The organism is Pseudomonas sp. R4-34-07, from assembly GCF_003852375.1.
Lineage (GTDB): Bacteria > Pseudomonadota > Gammaproteobacteria > Pseudomonadales > Pseudomonadaceae > Aquipseudomonas.
In genome coordinates this window covers 3,685,260-3,702,739 of the sequence record NZ_CP027760.1, presented here as the reverse complement: position 1 = coordinate 3,702,739, position 17,480 = coordinate 3,685,260, and the positions used below count along the sequence as shown (strand labels likewise).

The following is a 17,480-nucleotide window of genomic DNA, read 5'->3' as shown; positions in this document are numbered from 1 at the left end:
TCTTGGTTTCAAGCTTATTTTTCAACTGTCATAGAGGCGAAATCATGAAGACAACCATCGAATTGCCTCTCCTGCCGTTGCGTGATGTCGTCGTCTATCCGCACATGGTTATCCCGCTGTTCGTGGGGCGCGAGAAGTCTATCGAAGCCCTCGAGGCCGCGATGACGGGCGACAAGCAGATCCTGCTGTTGGCCCAGAAGAATCCTGCTGATGATGATCCAGGCGAAGACGCCCTGTATCGGGTCGGCACCGTTGCGACTGTCCTGCAATTGCTCAAGCTGCCTGACGGTACCGTCAAGGTACTCGTGGAAGGCGAGCAGCGCGGCGCAGTAGAGCGTTTCATGGAGGTGGATGGCCACCTGCGCGCCGAAGTGGCGCTGATCGACGAAGTCGAAGCCCCTGAGCGTGAATCCGAAGTGTTCGTGCGCAGCCTGCTTTCGCAGTTCGAGCAGTATGTGCAACTGGGCAAGAAAGTCCCGGCTGAAGTCCTCTCGTCGCTCAACAGCATCGATGAGCCAAGTCGTCTGGTCGACACCATGGCTGCGCACATGGCGCTGAAGATCGAGCAGAAGCAGGACATCCTCGAAATCATCGATCTGTCGGCCCGTGTCGAGCATGTGCTGGCGCTGCTGGATGGCGAAATCGACCTGCTGCAGGTCGAGAAGCGCATCCGCGGCCGCGTGAAGAAACAAATGGAGCGCAGCCAGCGCGAGTACTACCTGAATGAGCAGATGAAGGCCATTCAGAAAGAACTCGGCGACGGTGAGGAAGGCCACAACGAAATCGAAGAGCTGAAAAAGCGTATCGATGCCGCTGGCCTGCCGAAAGACGCGCTGACCAAGGCCACGGCCGAGCTGAACAAGCTCAAGCAAATGTCGCCGATGTCGGCCGAAGCCACTGTGGTTCGTTCCTACATCGATTGGCTGGTGCAGGTGCCGTGGAAGGCTCAGACCAAGGTACGCCTGGACCTGACCCGCGCCGAAGAAATCCTCGATGCCGACCACTACGGCCTTGAAGAGGTCAAGGAGCGTATCCTTGAATACCTCGCGGTACAAAAGCGCGTGAAGAAAATTCGCGGCCCGGTGTTGTGCCTGGTCGGTCCGCCTGGGGTGGGTAAAACTTCGCTGGCCGAGTCGATTGCCAGTGCGACCAACCGCAAGTTCGTGCGCATGGCCCTCGGCGGCGTGCGTGACGAAGCGGAAATCCGTGGCCATCGCCGGACTTACATCGGTTCGATGCCAGGAAGATTGATTCAAAAGATGACAAAAGTGGGCGTGCGCAACCCGCTGTTCCTGCTCGATGAAATCGACAAGATGGGCAGCGACATGCGTGGCGATCCGGCGTCGGCGTTGCTTGAGGTACTCGATCCCGAGCAGAACCACAACTTCAACGACCATTACCTGGAAGTCGACTACGACCTGTCTGACGTCATGTTCCTGTGCACCTCCAACTCCATGAACATTCCGCCAGCCTTGCTGGATCGGATGGAGGTGATTCGTCTGCCGGGTTACACCGAAGACGAGAAGATCAACATCGCCGTCAAATACCTCGCGCCCAAGCAGACTGCGGCCAACGGCCTGAAGAAAGGCGAGATCGAATTTGACGTCGAAGCGATCCGTGACATCGTGCGCTATTACACCCGCGAGGCCGGTGTACGGGGCCTTGAGCGTCAGATCGCGAAAATCTGCCGCAAGGCGGTCAAGGAACATTCCTTGGAGAAACGCTTCTCTGTGAAGGTGACGGCCGACGCGCTGGAGCATTTCCTGGGTGTGCGTAAATTCCGCTACGGCCTGGCCGAGCAGCAGGACCAGGTAGGGCAGGTGACTGGCCTGGCATGGACCCAGGTGGGCGGCGAGTTGCTGACCATCGAAGCTGCCGTGATCCCGGGCAAGGGCCAGTTGATCAAGACCGGCTCTCTCGGCGATGTGATGGTCGAATCGATCACCGCCGCGCAGACCGTGGTGCGCAGTCGCGCCAGGAGCCTGGGTATTCCCCTGGACTTCCACGAGAAGCACGACACCCATATCCACATGCCGGAAGGCGCGACGCCGAAGGACGGCCCGAGCGCCGGCGTAGGCATGTGCACGGCGCTGGTGTCGGCATTGACCGGTATTCCGGTGCGCGCCGATGTGGCGATGACCGGGGAAATTACCCTGCGCGGCCAGGTATTGGCCATCGGTGGGCTGAAAGAGAAATTACTCGCTGCACACCGGGGTGGAATCAAGACCGTGATCATTCCTGAAGAGAATGTTCGCGACTTGAAGGAAATTCCTGACAATATCAAGCAGGATCTTCAGATTAAACCGGTTAAATGGATTGACGAAGTCCTGCAAATTGCGCTGCAATACGCGCCGGAGCCCTTGCCGGATGTGGCTCCGGAGATTGTCGCGAAGGACGAAAAGCGCGAGTCGGATTCCAAGGAAAGAATTAGCACGCATTAAGGTGTTGAAGCCTGGGGGGCTTCCTTGACAGCTTTTTAGAGCCCTTGTTATAAAGCGGCTCTTAAGTGTCTGTAGGCCATTCAGCACTGGTTTTTGCTTTTTACCAAAAAACTTAGAATCATACTCATAGATATATAAGGGGACTTAGAGTGAACAAGTCGGAACTGATTGATGCTATCGCTGCATCCGCTGATATCCCGAAAGCTGCTGCCGGCCGTGCGCTGGACGCAGTAATCGAATCCGTCACTGGCGCTCTGAAGGCCGGCGACTCCGTGGTACTGGTAGGCTTCGGTACTTTCTCTGTGACTGACCGCCCAGCTCGCACTGGCCGTAACCCACAGACCGGCAAAGCACTGCAAATCGCTGCTGCCAAGAAACCAGGTTTCAAAGCCGGTAAAGCCCTGAAAGAAGCCGTTAACTAAGCTTCGATCAAGCCTTTGCTTACCCGGGTCGGACGCAGGTCTGGCCTGGCAGCGGAGCGGTAGCTGACCCACGTATCCATTGGGTCGCCACGCCGGGGGTCAGAGTTAAAACCCCCGTCCGCTCCGCCAGTTACGAGAAGGCGCATCCTCGGATGCGCCTTTCTTCTATCCGGATTCTACCCACGCTCCACGGTTGCCTATTTTTGATGTTCAACCGTTTCTGGGGGACGCATGCTGCAAAATATCAGGGACAATTCACAAGGCTGGATTGCCAAGACCATTATCGGGATCATCGTCGCATTGATGGCGTTCACCGGTATCGAGGCTATTTTCCAGGCTTCGGGTAATAACAAGCAGGACGTGGCCAAGGTCAACGGTGAGGAAATCACCCAGACCGAATTGAGCCAGGCCGTCGATATGCAAAGGCGCCAGCTGATGCAACAACTGGGCAAGGATTTCGATGCTTCCCTGTTGGACGAAAAACTGCTGCGCGACGCGGCCCTCAAGGGCCTGATCGATCGCAAGCTGCTGCTGCAAGGCGCTGCTGATGCCAAGTTCGGTTTCTCGGAAGCGGCCTTGGACCAGGTAATCCTGCAGACGCCGGAGTTCCAGGTGGACGGCAAGTTCAGCGCCGAACGCTTTGACCAGGTGGTTCGCCAACTGGGCTATACCCGCCTGCAATTCCGTCAGATGCTGACCCAGGAAATGCTGATCGGCCAGGTTCGCGCAGGTATTGCTGGCAGTGGTTTCGTGACCGATGCCGAGGTGCTGGCATTTGCCCGTCTGGAAAAACAGACCCGCGATTTCGCCACCGTCAACGTTAAAGCTGACCCGGCAGCGGTGAAACTCACCGATGACGAAGTCAAGGCGTACTACGACCAGCACGCCAAGGAGTTCATGACCCCGGACCAGGTGGTCATCGACTACCTGGAGCTGAAGAAGTCGTCGTTCTTCGACCAGGTTACCGTCAAGGACGATGAACTTCAGGCTGCCTACGAGAAAGAAACCGCCAACCTCGCTGAACAGCGTCGTGCTGCGCACATTCTGATCGAGGTCAACGACAAGGTCACCGAGGCGCAAGCCAAGGCCAAGATCGAAGACATCCAGGCGCGCCTGGCCAAGGGCGAGCAGTTTGAAGTCCTGGCCAAGGAGTTTTCCCAGGATCCGGGTTCGGCCAGCAATGGCGGCGATCTCGGGTTTGCCGGTCCTGGCGTCTACGATCCAGACTTCGAGACGGCGCTGTACGGCCTCAAGCAGGACCAGGTGTCGGTGCCGGTGCGCACGTCCTTCGGTTGGCACCTGATCAAGCTGCTGGGCGTTGAAGCACCCGAGGTGCCATCGTTCGCCAGCCTGAAAGACAAGCTGACCCGCGAACTCAAGACCCAGCAGGTTGAACAGCGGTTTGTCGAAGCGACCAAGCAATTGGAAGATGCGGCGTTCGAAGCGTCCGACCTGGCCCAGCCGGCGTCCGATCTGAAGCTGACGGTACACACTTCCGCGCCGTTCGGCCGTGAAGGTGGCGAAGGCGTCGCGGCCAACCGTGCCGTGGTCACCGCAGCGTTCAGCCCGGAAGTGCTGGATGAGGGTGCCAACAGCAGCGCCATTGAGCTCGACCCGGAAACCATCATCGTGCTGCGCGCCAAAGAGCACCTCAAGCCTGCCCAGCTGCCGCTGGAAAAGGTTGCCACGGCGATTCGCGCACAGATGACCAAGGAGCGTGCGAGCGCTGCCGCCAAAGCCCATGCCGACGAACTGATCGCCGGCCTGCGTGATGGCAAGATCGCCCTGAGCCAGCCGATTGACGGCCAGGCCTGGAAGGTGACTGAAGCCGCTACCCGTGGCCAGGAAGCTGTCGACCCTGCCGTGCTGCAAGCGCTGTTCCGCATGCCCAAGCCTGCGGGCAAGGACAAGCCGAGCTTCACCACCGTCAGCCTGCGCGATGGCAGCCAAGTGATCGTGCGCTTGAATGGTGTCAACGAAGCTGCTGCGCCTACGGACGAAGAAAAGGCGCAATACCGCCGCGCCCTCGCTTCGCGTATTGGCCAGCAGGATTTTGCGGCCTACCGCAAGCAGCTGGAAACCCAGGCAGACATCAAGAAGTTCTGATGCCGGCTTGAATGAAAAGACCCCGTCCTGAAGAGGCCGGGGTCTTTTTTTTGCGTGCGTTAAAGCCCGCGACGCTTCTTTCTCAAGCCCGTTTGCCCGAGAACTTGAGCTTGCCCCAGCTCAGGCCGACGACTGCCGCCAGGGTTGAAGCCGTCAATACGCTCAGCTTGGCCGCCGCCAGCAAAGCCGGGTCGGAGAACGCCAGGGAGGAGATGAAGATCGACATCGTGAAACCAATCCCCGCCAGCAGACCCACCAGGCCCACACCCGTCCAGGTAACGCCGTCCGGCAGCTTGCAGAGGTTGAGCTTGACCAGCGTGAAGCTGGCCAGCATCACACCAATGGGTTTGCCCAGCACCAGGGCGAAGATGACGCCCATGAACACACCCTGGGGCAGGGGATCGTCCAGGTTGAAGCCGCTCAGGCTGACACCCGCGTTGGCCAGGGCGAACAACGGCATCACGCCGAACGCCACCCACGGGTGCAGCGCCGATTGGACCCGCTGCACTGGCGGTAATATTTCCCGCTGTGCTTCGCGCAATTGCTTCAACGGCTGGGTAACGTGCCCTGGGCCTTCAGGCGACTGGGAAAAGCGCTCCATCAATTCGTTGAACGTGCGGCCTATGGTGTCCAGTGGCCGCTCGGTGGTGGGCTTGGAGTTAACCGGGGTCATCAGCCCAAGGATCACGCCGGCGAGCGTCGGGTGAACGCCGGTCTTGAGCAGGCCGAACCACACAATCGCCCCAGGCAACAGGTAGATCGCGGCCTTGCCGATGCCCATGCGCTGGAAAACCAGCACCAGCGCCAGCCCGACGACGGCAATCACCAGCCCCATGTAATCGAGGCTGGCGGTGAAGAAAACGGCAATGATCAGGATCGCCACGATGTCATCGATAATCGCCAGGGCCAGCAGCAAAATACGCACGCCACCGGGAATCGACTTGCCCAACAGTGCCAGCACGCCGACGGCAAACGCGATGTCCGTCGCGGTGGGCACGGCCCAGCCACTGGCGGCGGCAGTGCCGTGGTTGAGCAGGGTGTAAATGAGCGCCGGCATCAGTACGCCGCCCAGTGCAGCGCCTAATGGCAGGGTGGCCAGCTTGAGGTTGGCGAGTGCGCCGTCCTTGATTTCCTGACGGATCTCGGCGCCCACCACCAGAAAGAAGATAGTCATCAGGCCGTCGTTGACCAGAAAATGCAGGGAGCGCGACACGCTGTATTCGCCCAACCCAAGGGTGATCGGCGTGTTCCAGAAGTGCTCATAGGTGTCGGCCGCCGGGCTGTTGGCCCAGATCAACGCGACGATGGCAGCCAGCAGCAGGACGATGCCGCTGACGGCTTCAATCCGTGAAAAGCGCTCGAGGGCCGACAGTGCGCCCTCGGTCAAACGCTGAGGGCGAGGGATGGCGGGGTGTTTATCAGGCACGACAGATCTCCATTGGCGGCCCGACCAACGCTTATCCTTTAACCTGCGCTGTACCGTATGCAGCAGCGCACCCAGGGCGATAATAGGAAGTTGGGGAATAAGTTGTAAACAAACTTGTCATAGTCAGCGGCGCCGGTCTCAAAAGCCTGTGACGTTTTACCGACAGGAATGCGCGCGCCAACGCCTCGTTCTGTTGCACAATACCGCCCGGACTGTTTTTCTCAGGATTTTCGATGTCGACATCATTTCACTTGCGAAACCTAGGGTTGGCGCTGGTGCTGGCGGGCGCGGCGGGTTGCTCGTCGCCCAAGACCGCTATTTACGAACATGAGAATTTCGACGATTCCGGTACGTTTTCCCGCGATTACCCGGTGAGCGATGTGGCGGCCTGTGAAGCCGCGCGCCGTGCCCTGCTGAGCCAGGGCTATATCATCACCAGCAGCGACCCGAAGCTGGTGGCCGGTAACAAGAGTTTCCAGCAGACCGGTGAAAGCCACCTGCAGATCAGCTTCAACGTGGTGTGTGCCGCGGATGGCAAAGGCAGCAATCATTCGACAATGTTTGCCAACGCCTTGCAGGATCGCTATGCGCTGAAGAAGGTCAACAACTCTGCGAGTCTCGGGGTAGGGGTACTGGGTTCGGTGTCGATGCCGATCGGCTCCACCGATGACTCGATGGTCAAGGTGGCGAGCGAGACCGTTTCGGCGCCCAAGTTCTATGAGCGTTACTTTGCGTTGGTGGATGTGTTCCTGCCCCAGGAAGTGAAGCAGGCTGCGCACATCCCCGAAAAGCCCAAGGATGAGCTTGGCATGCCTGAACCCAAGGCCGCACCGGCCGCCGAGAAGGTCGAGGCGCCCCAGGAGACACCGGCAACGCCTGCCGCTGCGCAACCGCTCGCACCGCCAGCCGAAGCCGCACCGATCGCGCCAAGCGTAGCGCCGGAGCCCGTACCGGACACCGCACCGGCCCCGGCAGCAGAACCCGCGCCAGCGCCGACCAACCCGAACCTGCCAGCGCCGACGGAGGCGATTCCACCCCTGCCAACGCCTGCGCAGTGACTCACACCGCTACGGGGTCTGCCTTGTCGGCATTGATCCCGTAGCGGTTGATGGCCTCCACGACTTTGTCACGGCCTATTACGCCGTCATCTGCCAGTGCCTTCAGGGACGCCAGCACGATGAAGTGTCGATCCACTTCAAAAAACTCGCGCAGCGCTTCCCGCGTATCCGACTGCCCGAAACCATCGGTTCCCAACGCCACGAAGCGGCGGTCGTGTACGAAAGGGCGGATCTGGTCTGCGAATAATTTCATGTAGTCCGTTGCCACCACCACCGGCCCGGTTTGACCGACGAGGCACTGTTCCATGTAGCTCAGGCGTGGCTCGCCCTCCGGATGCAGCAGGTTCCAGCGCTCCGTTGCGTGCCCGTCACGGCGCAGCTCAGTCAGGCTGGTGGCGCTCCATACGTCACTGTGCACGGCAAAATCCTGTTCAAGCAGGGCCGCTGCGGCGATCACTTCGCGCAAAATCGAACCGCTGCCCATCAATTGCACCTGTGCGTCGGGGTGTGTGCTCAACGGGTACATACCTTTGAGAATGCCATCCTCCACGCCTTCGGGGATCGCCGGGTGAGGGTAGTTTTCATTGAGCAGGGTGATGTAGTAGTAGATGTCCTCCTGCTCGACATACATACGGCGCATGCCCTCGCGAATGATCACCGCCAGCTCGTAGGCAAAGGTCGGATCATAGGCCACGCAGCACGGAATCACTGACGCCAGGATATGGCTATGCCCGTCGTCATGTTGCAAACCTTCGCCCATCAGGGTGGTGCGACCGGCCGTGGCCCCCAGCAGAAAACCACGGGCCCGCGCATCCCCGGCCGCCCAGGCCAGGTCGCCGACGCGCTGGAAGCCGAACATCGAATAGAAGATATAGAAAGGCACGGTCATCAGGCCGTGGTTGCTGTAGGACGTACTCGCCGCGATCCACGAGGAAATGGCACCCGATTCATTCAGGCCTTCCTGCATGATCTGTCCGTCCTTGCTCTCTTTGTAGTAGCTCAGTTGCCCAGCGTCCTGCGGGGTGTACAGCTGGCCGACGGCGGAGTGGATGCCGATCTGCCGGAACAGGCTTTCCATGCCGAAGGTGCGCGACTCATCCGGCACGATGGGGACGATCAGCTTGCTCAGATGTGGGTCCTTGAGCAGCGTGCCGAGGATGCGCACGAACGCCATGGTGGTGGAAATCGCACGCTCGCCGGTGTCCTTGAGCTGGGTAGCGAAGGCGGACAGCGGCGGGATCGTCAACGGCGCGACGCTGCTGTGCCGAGCGGGCACATAGCCGCCCAGGGCCTGGCGTCGGGCGGCAAAGTAGCGGGCTTCGGCACTGTCGGCGGCGGGTTTGAGGTAGGGGATTTCGTCAAGTTGGTCATCGGCCACTTCCAGCCCGAAGCGGTCGCGGAAGGCTTTCACCGCGTCGACCCCCATCTTTTTCAATTGATGGTTGATGTTCTGGCCTTCGCCAGCTTCGCCCATGCCAAAGCCTTTTACGGTCTTGGCCAGGATCACCGTAGGCTGGCCCTTGTGCCGCACGGCGGCGGCGTAGGCGTTGTAGACCTTGTCCGGGTCATGCCCGCCCCGTGAGAGTTTCCAGATATCGTCGTCGGACATATCTGCAACCAGCGCCAGCAACTCCGGGTATTTGCCGAAGAAATGTTCACGTACGTAGGCGCCATTCTGGGATTTGTAATTCTGGTAGTCGCCGTCCACGCATTCCATCATGCGTTGGCGCAGCAGGCCGCTGTGGTCCTTTTCCAGCAGCGCATCCCAGCCACCGCCCCAGATTACCTTGATCACATTCCAGCCGGCTGCGCGGTACAGGCTCTCGAACTCCTGGATCACCTTGGCATTACCGCGCACCGGGCCGTCCAGGCGCTGCAGGTTGCAGTTGACCACAAAGATCAGGTTGTCGAGTTTTTCACGGCCCGCGACGGAGATGGCGGCCAGGGATTCCGGCTGGTCCATTTCGCCATCGCCCAGGAACGCCCATACCTTGCGCCCCTGATGTGGCTTGAGGTCGCGAAACTCCAGGTAACGCATAAAGCGCGCCTGGTACGCGGCAGTGATCGGCCCGAGCCCCATGGACACCGTAGGGAATTGCCAGAAGTCCGGCATCAGCCGTGGGTGAGGGTATGACGACAGGCCTTCGCCGCCAGCCTCGCGGCGAAAGTTATCCAGTTGGGCTTCGTTGATACGGCCTTCCAGATACGCGCGGCCATAGATGCCAGGGGAGGAATGGCCCTGGATGTACACCAGGTCGCCGTCGAACGTGTCAGTTCGGCCTCGGAAGAAATGGTCGAAGCCTACGTCGTACAGCACTGCGGCTGACGCATAGGTCGCGATATGCCCACCCACCCCGGAGTGTTTGCCTGCACGCAATACCATCGCCATGGCATTCCAGCGGATAAATGCGTTGGTCCGGCGTTCGATGTCCAGATTGCCGGGGTAGGGCACCTGGCGATCGACGGCAATGGTATTCACGTAAGGGGTAGTCACCCGTCCGTAAAAGTCACCGTGGCGCGCGACGTCGAAATCCAGCAACTGATCGATCAGGTAGTGGGCGCGGGGGCGGCCTTCGGCCGACAACACCGATTCGATGGAGTCCAGCCACTCGCGGGTTTCCTGCGGATCGTTGTCCAGGGACGCGGCGTTATTCGGATTCATATAAGGCTCCAGGGTAAGCGGATTCCAGGCGGCGAACGCCTTGTGGGCGTGGCGCAGTTATAGTTGCAATTGCAACGACATGGCGGAATTTAGCCAGGGATGAGCTACTATTGCAACCTTCTTGAAACTCCCCGGATGGTGTTGCATGTCGTCGAAAGAGCCTGATGTATGGTTCCGTTTTGTCAGGGCCCACAGGACGGTCATCCGTGAAATCGAGCGCCGGTTGGCCGAGGCGCAACTGCCGCCGTATGCCTGGTACGACGCGTTGTGGGGACTGGAGAGCGGTCCCGAGGGCACCCGCCGTATGCATGAACTGGCCGATGTACTGGCCATCGAGCGTTACAACCTCACGCGTCTGGTCGACCGCCTGGAAAAAGACGGCCTGGTGGTGCGCTCGCGTTCCGACGGTGACGGCCGGGCGGCATTTGCCTCGATCACCGAGGCGGGCCGTACCCTGCGCAAAAAAATGTGGAAAATCTACGAAAGCACCGTGGACGAGCTGTTCCTGTCGCAGATCGAGCCCGAGCATCGCCAGGCCTTTGCCGATGCGCTGGAGCGTACGGCGGGATTGGCGATGGGAGCCGCTGTGCAAACCCGTGGCCGGCGCAAAACCTGATGAAGTGAAGGGAACGGATGTATTCCTGGTCATTTCAGGTGATAGCGCTGCAGGGCGTTTTCCACCCTTTGTGTGTCCAGATGCCCCTCATCGGCCAACGCTTTGAGCGCCAACACCGCAATCCAATACCGGTTCGGTGCGGCTGCCTGCACCGAGCCTGCGCCCAGCGCCACGAAGCGCGTATCCACATGCGCCGCCAACTGATCGACAACCGCCTGCGGGTAGCCGGTGACGGCAACCACCGGGGCGCGGCTCCCCGCCAGGCAGTCGCGCAGATGGCAGCTGCGCCTGGGCGCGCGCGGATGCAGGCGGTTCCAGCGCTCAGCGGCCGCCGCCTCGCGGGCCAACCGGGTGTAACTGGGGCAACTCCAGACGTGCGCCGCGATGCCCCATTCATCTTCCAGCAACTGCGCCGCGTGTATCACCTCCTCCAGTGCCCGGCCGGCACCGAGCAGGCGCACTGCCGCCCCTGCGCCCGGTCGCCGCACGGAGTACATGCCCTTGACCATGCCTTCACGGTCCAGCGCCTGCGGTGCGATGGCGCTTTCTTGGTCATGCAACGCCAGGTAATAAAACCCCGGCGAGCCATCGACGTATAACGTGCGCAACCCCGCCAGCACGATCGCCTGTGCTTCTTCGCCTGAGGCGGGGTCGTAGGGCGTGCAGCGTGGATTGGCCGACAGCCACAATGGCAACGACGGCTGCGCGCCCTTCGGCCAAGGCGATGGCTGGGTTTCGCTGTCGTTGCACAAGATGCCGCGCTGGGCGGTCTGGTCTGACAATGCGCACAGCTGCGCGGACGACGTCACGCTGTGCAGGTAGAGCAGCGGTTTTTCGCCGGTGTTGCGCGCAAACCAGGTGGGCCAATTGCCCACACGCCGACTGCGTGACTGGCCGCGAATCACCCAGGCTTGCCGGCTCGATTCCAAGGTGTTGGCCATGGTCATGATGGTGTACAGCGGCGAGTTGCGCGCGTGCGCGCAGGGGGTGAGTGCGTCGATGCACAATTGCGCTGCATTCGCGGTCGAGGCGGGCATGGGCGTGGCTCCTGGCAACAGAGGGCCTACCCTAATGGAATTCGACTTGTAATTGCAATTGCAATGATTGCAATTGCACGTCAGCGCTGACCTGCTAAATCTGTCCGCCGCCGACACGTTTAATTTTTGAGTGCAGGAACGTCATGGCACAGACATTTTTTCGTCATGACGGCACTTTAGGCTGATCGTGCAGGTCATTAACCGTGCGGCCGCTTTTAACTCAACAAGGAGTCCCCCATGGACGATTACCAGGAAGAACTATTGGAGTACCAGGCATTCGAATTCGACCCGCTGGACCCGGTCGACGATGCCACCGAGCTGTAAGCCCGACTTCAGGCGGAATGCCGCTGACTGCGGCGAAATTCCCCTGGGGTCTGGTTGTTCCAGCGCCTGAAGGCGCGTTGGAAGGCTTGGGCTGAGGCGAAACCGAGCAAGTAGGCGATCTCGCCGAAAGCCAGTTCCGTATCGCGAATGTAGGTCATGGCCAGGTCGCGGCGGGTGTCGTTGAGAATCGCGCGGAACTGGGTGCCCTCGTCGGCCAGTTTGCGGCGCAGTGTCCAAGTGGGCAGCTTCAAACGTGCCGCCACTTCTTCCAAGTCGGGTTCCCGGCCGCCATTGAGCATCGGCCCGAGCAACCGGGTAATGCGCTCGCGCAGGCTGCGGGTGCGCGTCAGCTGCTCCAGTTCCCGTTCACACAGTTGCAGCAACAGCTGCCAGGTACTCGGGCAGTGGTGCGGGTTGCGCAGGGCGAGGGTAGGTTGGCTGAGGCGCAGTTGATTGTTCTCGGCACCGAACTGCAGCGGTGCGGCCCCCAGCACGTCATACCGCTCACTGTACTCGGGAGCTTCGAACTCGATTTCGATGCGCTGGGCCTGCACCCTTTGTTGCGCCAGGCTCGACAGTTGATGCAGCCAGCCGGCGATGATCGAGTCCACCACAAAGCGGTTGTAGGCGTTGTAGGGGCTGATCGAATAGAACCGCAGCCAGGCGCCTTCGGCGTCCTCATGAAAACTCGATTGCCCACGGTAGTTGGAACCATACAAGGGTTCGAAACGCGTCAGCGTGCGCGCGGCTTCGCGCACAGTCGGTGCCTGGGCGGCGGTGACACCGGCGAGTCCGGCCTGGCTCAGGCGGCTGAGCTGGCCCATGCGCAGGCCCAGGCCTGGGTCGCCGGTCAGCTGAATGGCCGCATGGCCCAGGCGCATATAGCGCGGTATCGACAAACGCGCGCCCGCTTCGGCCAGGCGGGCGGGATCCAGGCCGTATTGCAGCAGCAGCGGTTGCGGGTCCAAGCCGTGGCTGTGCACGGCATCGGCCAGGGTGTGCACGAAGCCCACCGACAAATCCCCCAGGCGCACCGGCTTCACGCGCTTACAGCCAGATATTCAGCAGGCGCGCGCCACGGGCATCGCCGTCGGCGAACAGTTGCCCGTTGCGGCTGAGGAAGCTTTGCCCGGCGCTGCCCAGGTCCCAGAACTGCCCACGCAAAAACACGCTCATGCCCGCCGTGGCTTGGCTGATCGGTGGCTGGCTGATCAGAGTCAGGCGGCGCCAGGCTTCGCCCTCGCTGGTTTCTTCGGGCTTGAGGCTGACTTCCGACGGCGTCGACACGCTCTTGAAGCCGCGCCACGGGCGGTCCCAGGTGTCGCGCCCGGTCACGTAGGCCGGCACCGCAACCAATTGGGCGCCTTGATCGTTGAGCTTGCGGTAGTTATCCGGGTACCAGCTGTCGCTGCCGATCAGGATGCCCAGGCGCCCGGCCGGGGTGTCGACCACGCTGACGATGTTTTCATCGCCCGGCTCGATAAAGCCGCGTTCGTCGTAAATCGGATACAGCTGACGTTGCGGCTGGCCCAGGGGCAAACCATCGGCGGCAAACACCAGGCTGACGTTGTACAGCGCGCCGTGCCCGACCTGCAGTTGCCCCAGGCTCACACTCGGGTTGGGCAGGGCGATGGAGCCGGCCACCAGGGTCACGCCGAACTCCTTGGCCAGGCCGCCAAACAGCACTTGGTAATCGCGCGCCATGCCCGGCGCTTTCATGCGCAAATACGCATCGTCCATGCGGTTCTCGCCGGTGGCGCTGATCCAGGCGCGCATGAACTGCACCGGGTTGCTGATCGACAACCAGTTCATCGCGTCCCTGAGATGAGGCGCCTGGTACAGCTCGTTTTTCTCGCCGCCCAGCATCAGCCAGGTGCCGATGTGCTCGGGCAGCACCACGATGGTCTTGTCGTTGATCAAGCCCAGCTCACGGGCCTTTTGCAGATAGGCCGAGAGCTTCAAGTGCAGGCGTTCCAGGCTCTGGTAGTCGGCAGGGAACAGCTCCGGCTGGATGCCCAGCAGGTTGCCACGCTCGGCCGGCTGGCCTTCGTTGACGGCGAGGGTGATGCGCAGGTCTGACAGGTAATGCCCCACGGGGCGCTCCTGGGTCCAGACCAGATACGCGGCAAGGGCGGCAACCAGGGCCATGGAGACGGTGAACACGAGTAATTTACGCATGGGGCAACAGACAACACACCGGGGGCAGGGTTCGCGACTAGGGTAGGGCCCATGGCCTGGCTTGCCAAGGGGTGCTGTGCATTTGGATCAATAACTTGTCAGTTTCAGTCATTGAGCGGTAGGTGATCGCCTCTTAGTCTGTGGGACATAAACCGATGGGGTGCCATTCGAGCTCTCCACGTCCCGTGATGATCCGTTGTGGAGCTGTACCATGACCGCTGCTGCCTACCCGCATTTGCTGGCCCCGTTGGACCTGGGTTTTACCACCCTGCGCAACCGCACCCTGATGGGCTCCATGCACACTGGCCTGGAAGAAAAGCCCGGCGGTTTCGAGCGCATGGCGGCTTACTTCGCCGAGCGCGCCCGTGGCGGCGTCGGCCTGATGGTGACTGGCGGCATCGGCCCGAACGATGAAGGCGGCGTGTATGCCGGTGCGGCCAAGCTGACCACCGACGAAGAAGCGCAAAAACACAAGATCGTCACCCAGGCCGTGCACGACGCCGGTGGCAAGATCTGCATGCAGATTTTGCACGCCGGGCGTTATGCCTACAGCCCCAAGCAAGTGGCGCCGAGCGCGATCCAGGCGCCGATCAACCCGTTCAAGCCCAAGGAGCTGGACGAGGAGGGCATCGAGAAGCAGATCCAGGATTTCGTCACCTGCTCGCTGCTGGCCCAGGTCGCCGAGTACGACGGCGTGGAAATCATGGGTTCCGAAGGCTACTTCATTAACCAGTTCCTCGCCGCCCACACCAACCACCGCACCGACCGTTGGGGCGGCAGCTTTGAAAACCGCATGCGCCTGGCCGTGGAAATCGTGCGCCGGGTGCGTGAAGCGGTAGGCCCGAATTTCATCATTATCTTCCGCCTGTCGATGCTCGACCTGGTCGAGGGCGGCAGCGTCTGGGACGAAGTCGTGCAGCTGGCCAAGGCCATCGAGCAGGCCGGCGCGACCCTGATCAACACCGGCATCGGCTGGCATGAAGCGCGCATTCCGACCATCGCCACCAAGGTGCCGCGCGGGGCGTTCAGCAAGGTCACCGCCAAATTGCGCGGGTCGGTACAGATCCCGTTGATCACCACCAACCGCATCAACACCCCCGAAGTCGCCGAGCAGATCCTCGCCGAAGGCGATGCCGACATGGTCTCCATGGCGCGGCCGTTCCTCGCCGACCCGGAGTTCGTCAACAAGGCCGCGGCCGGGCGTGCCGACGAGATCAACACCTGCATCGGCTGCAACCAGGCGTGCCTGGACCACACCTTCGGCGGCAAGCTGACCACTTGCCTGGTCAACCCACGGGCGTGCTATGAAACCGAGCTTAATTACCTGCCGGTCAAGCAGATCAAGAAAATCGCGGTAGTCGGCGCCGGCCCCGCAGGCCTGGCGGCGGCAACGGTGGCCGCCGAGCGCGGCCACCAGGTGACGCTGTTCGATTCCGCCAGCGAAATCGGCGGCCAGTTCAACATCGCCAAGCGTGTGCCAGGCAAGGAAGAGTTCTTTGAAACCCTGCGTTACTTCAAGCGCAAATTGCAGACCACCCATGTCGAGCTGTGCCTCGACACCCGTGTCGACGTGGCGCAACTGGTGGCGCGCGGTTATGACGAGGTGATCCTGGCCACCGGTATCGCGCCGCGTACCCCGGCGATCCCCGGTGTGGAGCACGCCAAGGTGCTGAGTTACCTGGATGTGATCCTCGAGCGCAAGCCGGTGGGCAAGCGTGTGGCGGTGATCGGCGCTGGCGGCATCGGGTTCGACGTGTCGGAATTCCTGGTGCATCAGGGCGTGTCTACCAGCCTGGACCGTGAAGCGTTCTGGAAGGAGTGGGGCATCGACACCCTGCTTGAGGCCCGTGGCGGCGTGGCCGGGATCAAGCCCGAGCGGCATGCACCGGCGCGTGAGGTATTCCTGCTGCAACGCAAGGCGTCCAAGGTCGGCGACGGCCTGGGCAAGACCACCGGCTGGATCCACCGCACCGGCTTGAAAAACAAACAGGTGCAGATGCTCAACAGCGTCGAATACCTGAAGATCGATGATGAAGGCCTGCACATCCGCATCGGCGCCGAGGGCGAGCCCCAGGTGCTGGCGGTGGACAACATCGTCATCTGCGCCGGCCAGGACCCGCTGCGCGAACTGCACGACGGCCTGGTCGCCGCCGGGCAGCGCGTGCACCTGATTGGCGGTGCCGATGTGGCGGCCGAACTGGACGCCAAGCGCGCCATCAACCAGGGCTCGCGTCTCGCCGCCGAGCTTTGAAGCACAGGAGCGGTGAAGAACAGGAGCGGTGATAGACTGCCGCTCTTTTTTCAGACAGATGCGCGCTCATGGGTCCTTTCGACTGGCTCCCCCATGCTCCTCTTGAACCGGTGCAACTGGACTGGCTGCAAGGCGTCGAGTTGGCCGTATTGCGCCTGGACCGCATCGACCCGCTGATCAGCGGCAACAAGTGGTTCAAGCTCAGCGGCCACCTGGCCCAGGCGCAACAGGCTGGCGCCCGCGGCATCATCAGCCTCGGTGGGGCGTACTCCAACCATCTGCATGCACTGGCGGCGGCGGGCAAGCGCTTTGGCTTCGCCACTGTCGGCCTGCTGCGCGGCCATCCCCAAGACACCCCCACCGTGCTCGACCTGAAAGCCTTCGGCATGCGCCTGCATTGGCTGGGCTATGGCGGTTATCGCGAGCGGCATGCGCCGGGGTTCTGGTTGCCTTGGCATGAGCAGTACCCGCATTTGTATCCGGTGCCCGAAGGCGGTGGTGGATTGACCGGGGCGTTGGGTTGCGCGGTATTGCTCCAACAGGCGCGGGCGCAATTGGCGAACCTGGGCTGGGCCGACTACGACGCCTGGTGGCTGGCGGCTGGCACCGGAACCACCCTGGCCGGCCTGGCGCTGGCCGAGGCCGGCGCGCATGCGGTGTACGGGGCGATGGCGGTGCCTGATGATCACGGCGTGGCGCAGAACGTCAATGCCATCGTACAGAACGGCTACCACTTGCTTGACGCCAGCCGTGGCAGCTTTGCCAGCGTCGACCCGCTATTGCTCGACTTCATCGACAGCACGGAACAGGCCTGTGGCATGCCCCTGGAGCCGCTCTACACCGGCAAGGCGCTGCTGGCGTTGAAGCAGCAGATCGAGGCCGGACGTTTCGCCGCCGGCACTCGGCTGATCTTCCTCCACACCGGCGGCTTGCAAGGCCGCCGAGGGTTCAACGCCTAG

12 protein-coding genes are annotated in these 17,480 nt (G+C 61.6%); 7 read left to right on the top strand and 5 right to left on the bottom strand.

From position 1 onward, the window contains the following. Positions 1-44: 44 nt before the first annotated feature. The 3 genes from lon to C4J85_RS16995 all read left to right on the top strand — a co-directional run bounded on the left by lon (position 45) and on the right by C4J85_RS16995 (position 4,969). On the top strand, positions 45-2,441 hold the full coding sequence (lon, locus tag C4J85_RS17005; RefSeq protein WP_124367501.1) for an endopeptidase La: 2,397 nt from the start codon (positions 45-47) through the stop codon (positions 2,439-2,441). Between the two features lie 149 nt (positions 2,442-2,590). After that, the gene (locus tag C4J85_RS17000) at positions 2,591-2,863 is read left to right on the top strand and encodes an HU family DNA-binding protein (RefSeq protein ID WP_003174819.1); all 273 of its coding nucleotides are present in this window, start codon (positions 2,591-2,593) and stop codon (positions 2,861-2,863) included. 231 nt (positions 2,864-3,094) lie between these two features. Beyond that, a complete protein-coding gene (locus C4J85_RS16995; protein WP_124410283.1) occupies positions 3,095-4,969 on the top strand; it encodes a SurA N-terminal domain-containing protein in 1,875 nt (624 codons plus the stop codon). Between the two features lie 82 nt (positions 4,970-5,051). Here the strand turns inward: C4J85_RS16995 and nhaA are convergent, their stop codons facing one another. Continuing rightward, positions 5,052-6,395 carry a Na+/H+ antiporter NhaA gene (gene nhaA / locus C4J85_RS16990; RefSeq protein ID WP_124410282.1) on the bottom strand — a complete coding sequence of 448 codons (1,344 nt, stop codon included), beginning with the start codon at positions 6,393-6,395 and terminating at the stop codon, positions 5,052-5,054. Between the two features lie 233 nt (positions 6,396-6,628). Between nhaA and C4J85_RS16985 the strand changes: the two genes are divergently transcribed. After that, the gene (locus tag C4J85_RS16985; RefSeq protein ID WP_124363379.1) at positions 6,629-7,453 is read left to right on the top strand and encodes a DUF2242 domain-containing protein; all 825 of its coding nucleotides are present in this window, start codon (positions 6,629-6,631) and stop codon (positions 7,451-7,453) included. 1 nt (position 7,454) lies between these two features. On the opposite strand, the gene aceE is transcribed toward C4J85_RS16985, so the two are convergent. Beyond that, entirely contained in the window at positions 7,455-10,115 is a 2,661-nt protein-coding gene (gene aceE, locus C4J85_RS16980) for a pyruvate dehydrogenase (acetyl-transferring), homodimeric type (protein ID WP_124410281.1), read from the bottom strand. A 145-nt stretch (positions 10,116-10,260) separates the two neighbouring features. Between aceE and C4J85_RS16975 the strand changes: the two genes are divergently transcribed. After that, positions 10,261-10,731, top strand: coding sequence for a MarR family winged helix-turn-helix transcriptional regulator (locus C4J85_RS16975; RefSeq protein WP_124404605.1), 471 nt, complete (start codon positions 10,261-10,263; stop codon positions 10,729-10,731). A gap of 29 nt (positions 10,732-10,760) precedes the next feature. Here C4J85_RS16975 and C4J85_RS16970 read toward each other — a convergent pair whose 3' ends face one another. From C4J85_RS16970 to C4J85_RS16960, 3 genes are all read right to left on the bottom strand, one after another. After that, entirely contained in the window at positions 10,761-11,768 is a 1,008-nt protein-coding gene (locus C4J85_RS16970; RefSeq protein ID WP_124410280.1) for a pyruvate dehydrogenase, read from the bottom strand. Between the two features lie 332 nt (positions 11,769-12,100). Continuing rightward, on the bottom strand, positions 12,101-13,135 hold the full coding sequence (locus tag C4J85_RS16965) for an AraC family transcriptional regulator (RefSeq protein ID WP_124410279.1): 1,035 nt from the start codon (positions 13,133-13,135) through the stop codon (positions 12,101-12,103). Between the two features lie 4 nt (positions 13,136-13,139). After that, positions 13,140-14,270: a carbon-nitrogen hydrolase family protein gene (locus C4J85_RS16960; protein ID WP_124410278.1), complete on the bottom strand. Its 1,131-nt coding sequence runs from the start codon at positions 14,268-14,270 to the stop codon at positions 13,140-13,142. Positions 14,271-14,481: 211 nt separating this feature from the next. Here C4J85_RS16960 and C4J85_RS16955 point away from each other — a divergent pair, with 211 nt between their 5' ends. Together C4J85_RS16955 and C4J85_RS16950 are read left to right on the top strand one after the other, a co-directional pair. Next, positions 14,482-16,521, top strand: a complete 2,040-nt coding sequence (locus tag C4J85_RS16955; RefSeq protein WP_124410277.1) for an NADPH-dependent 2,4-dienoyl-CoA reductase — start codon at positions 14,482-14,484, stop codon at positions 16,519-16,521. Between the two features lie 68 nt (positions 16,522-16,589). Continuing rightward, positions 16,590-17,480, top strand: a complete 891-nt coding sequence (locus C4J85_RS16950; protein ID WP_124410276.1) for a 1-aminocyclopropane-1-carboxylate deaminase/D-cysteine desulfhydrase — start codon at positions 16,590-16,592, stop codon at positions 17,478-17,480.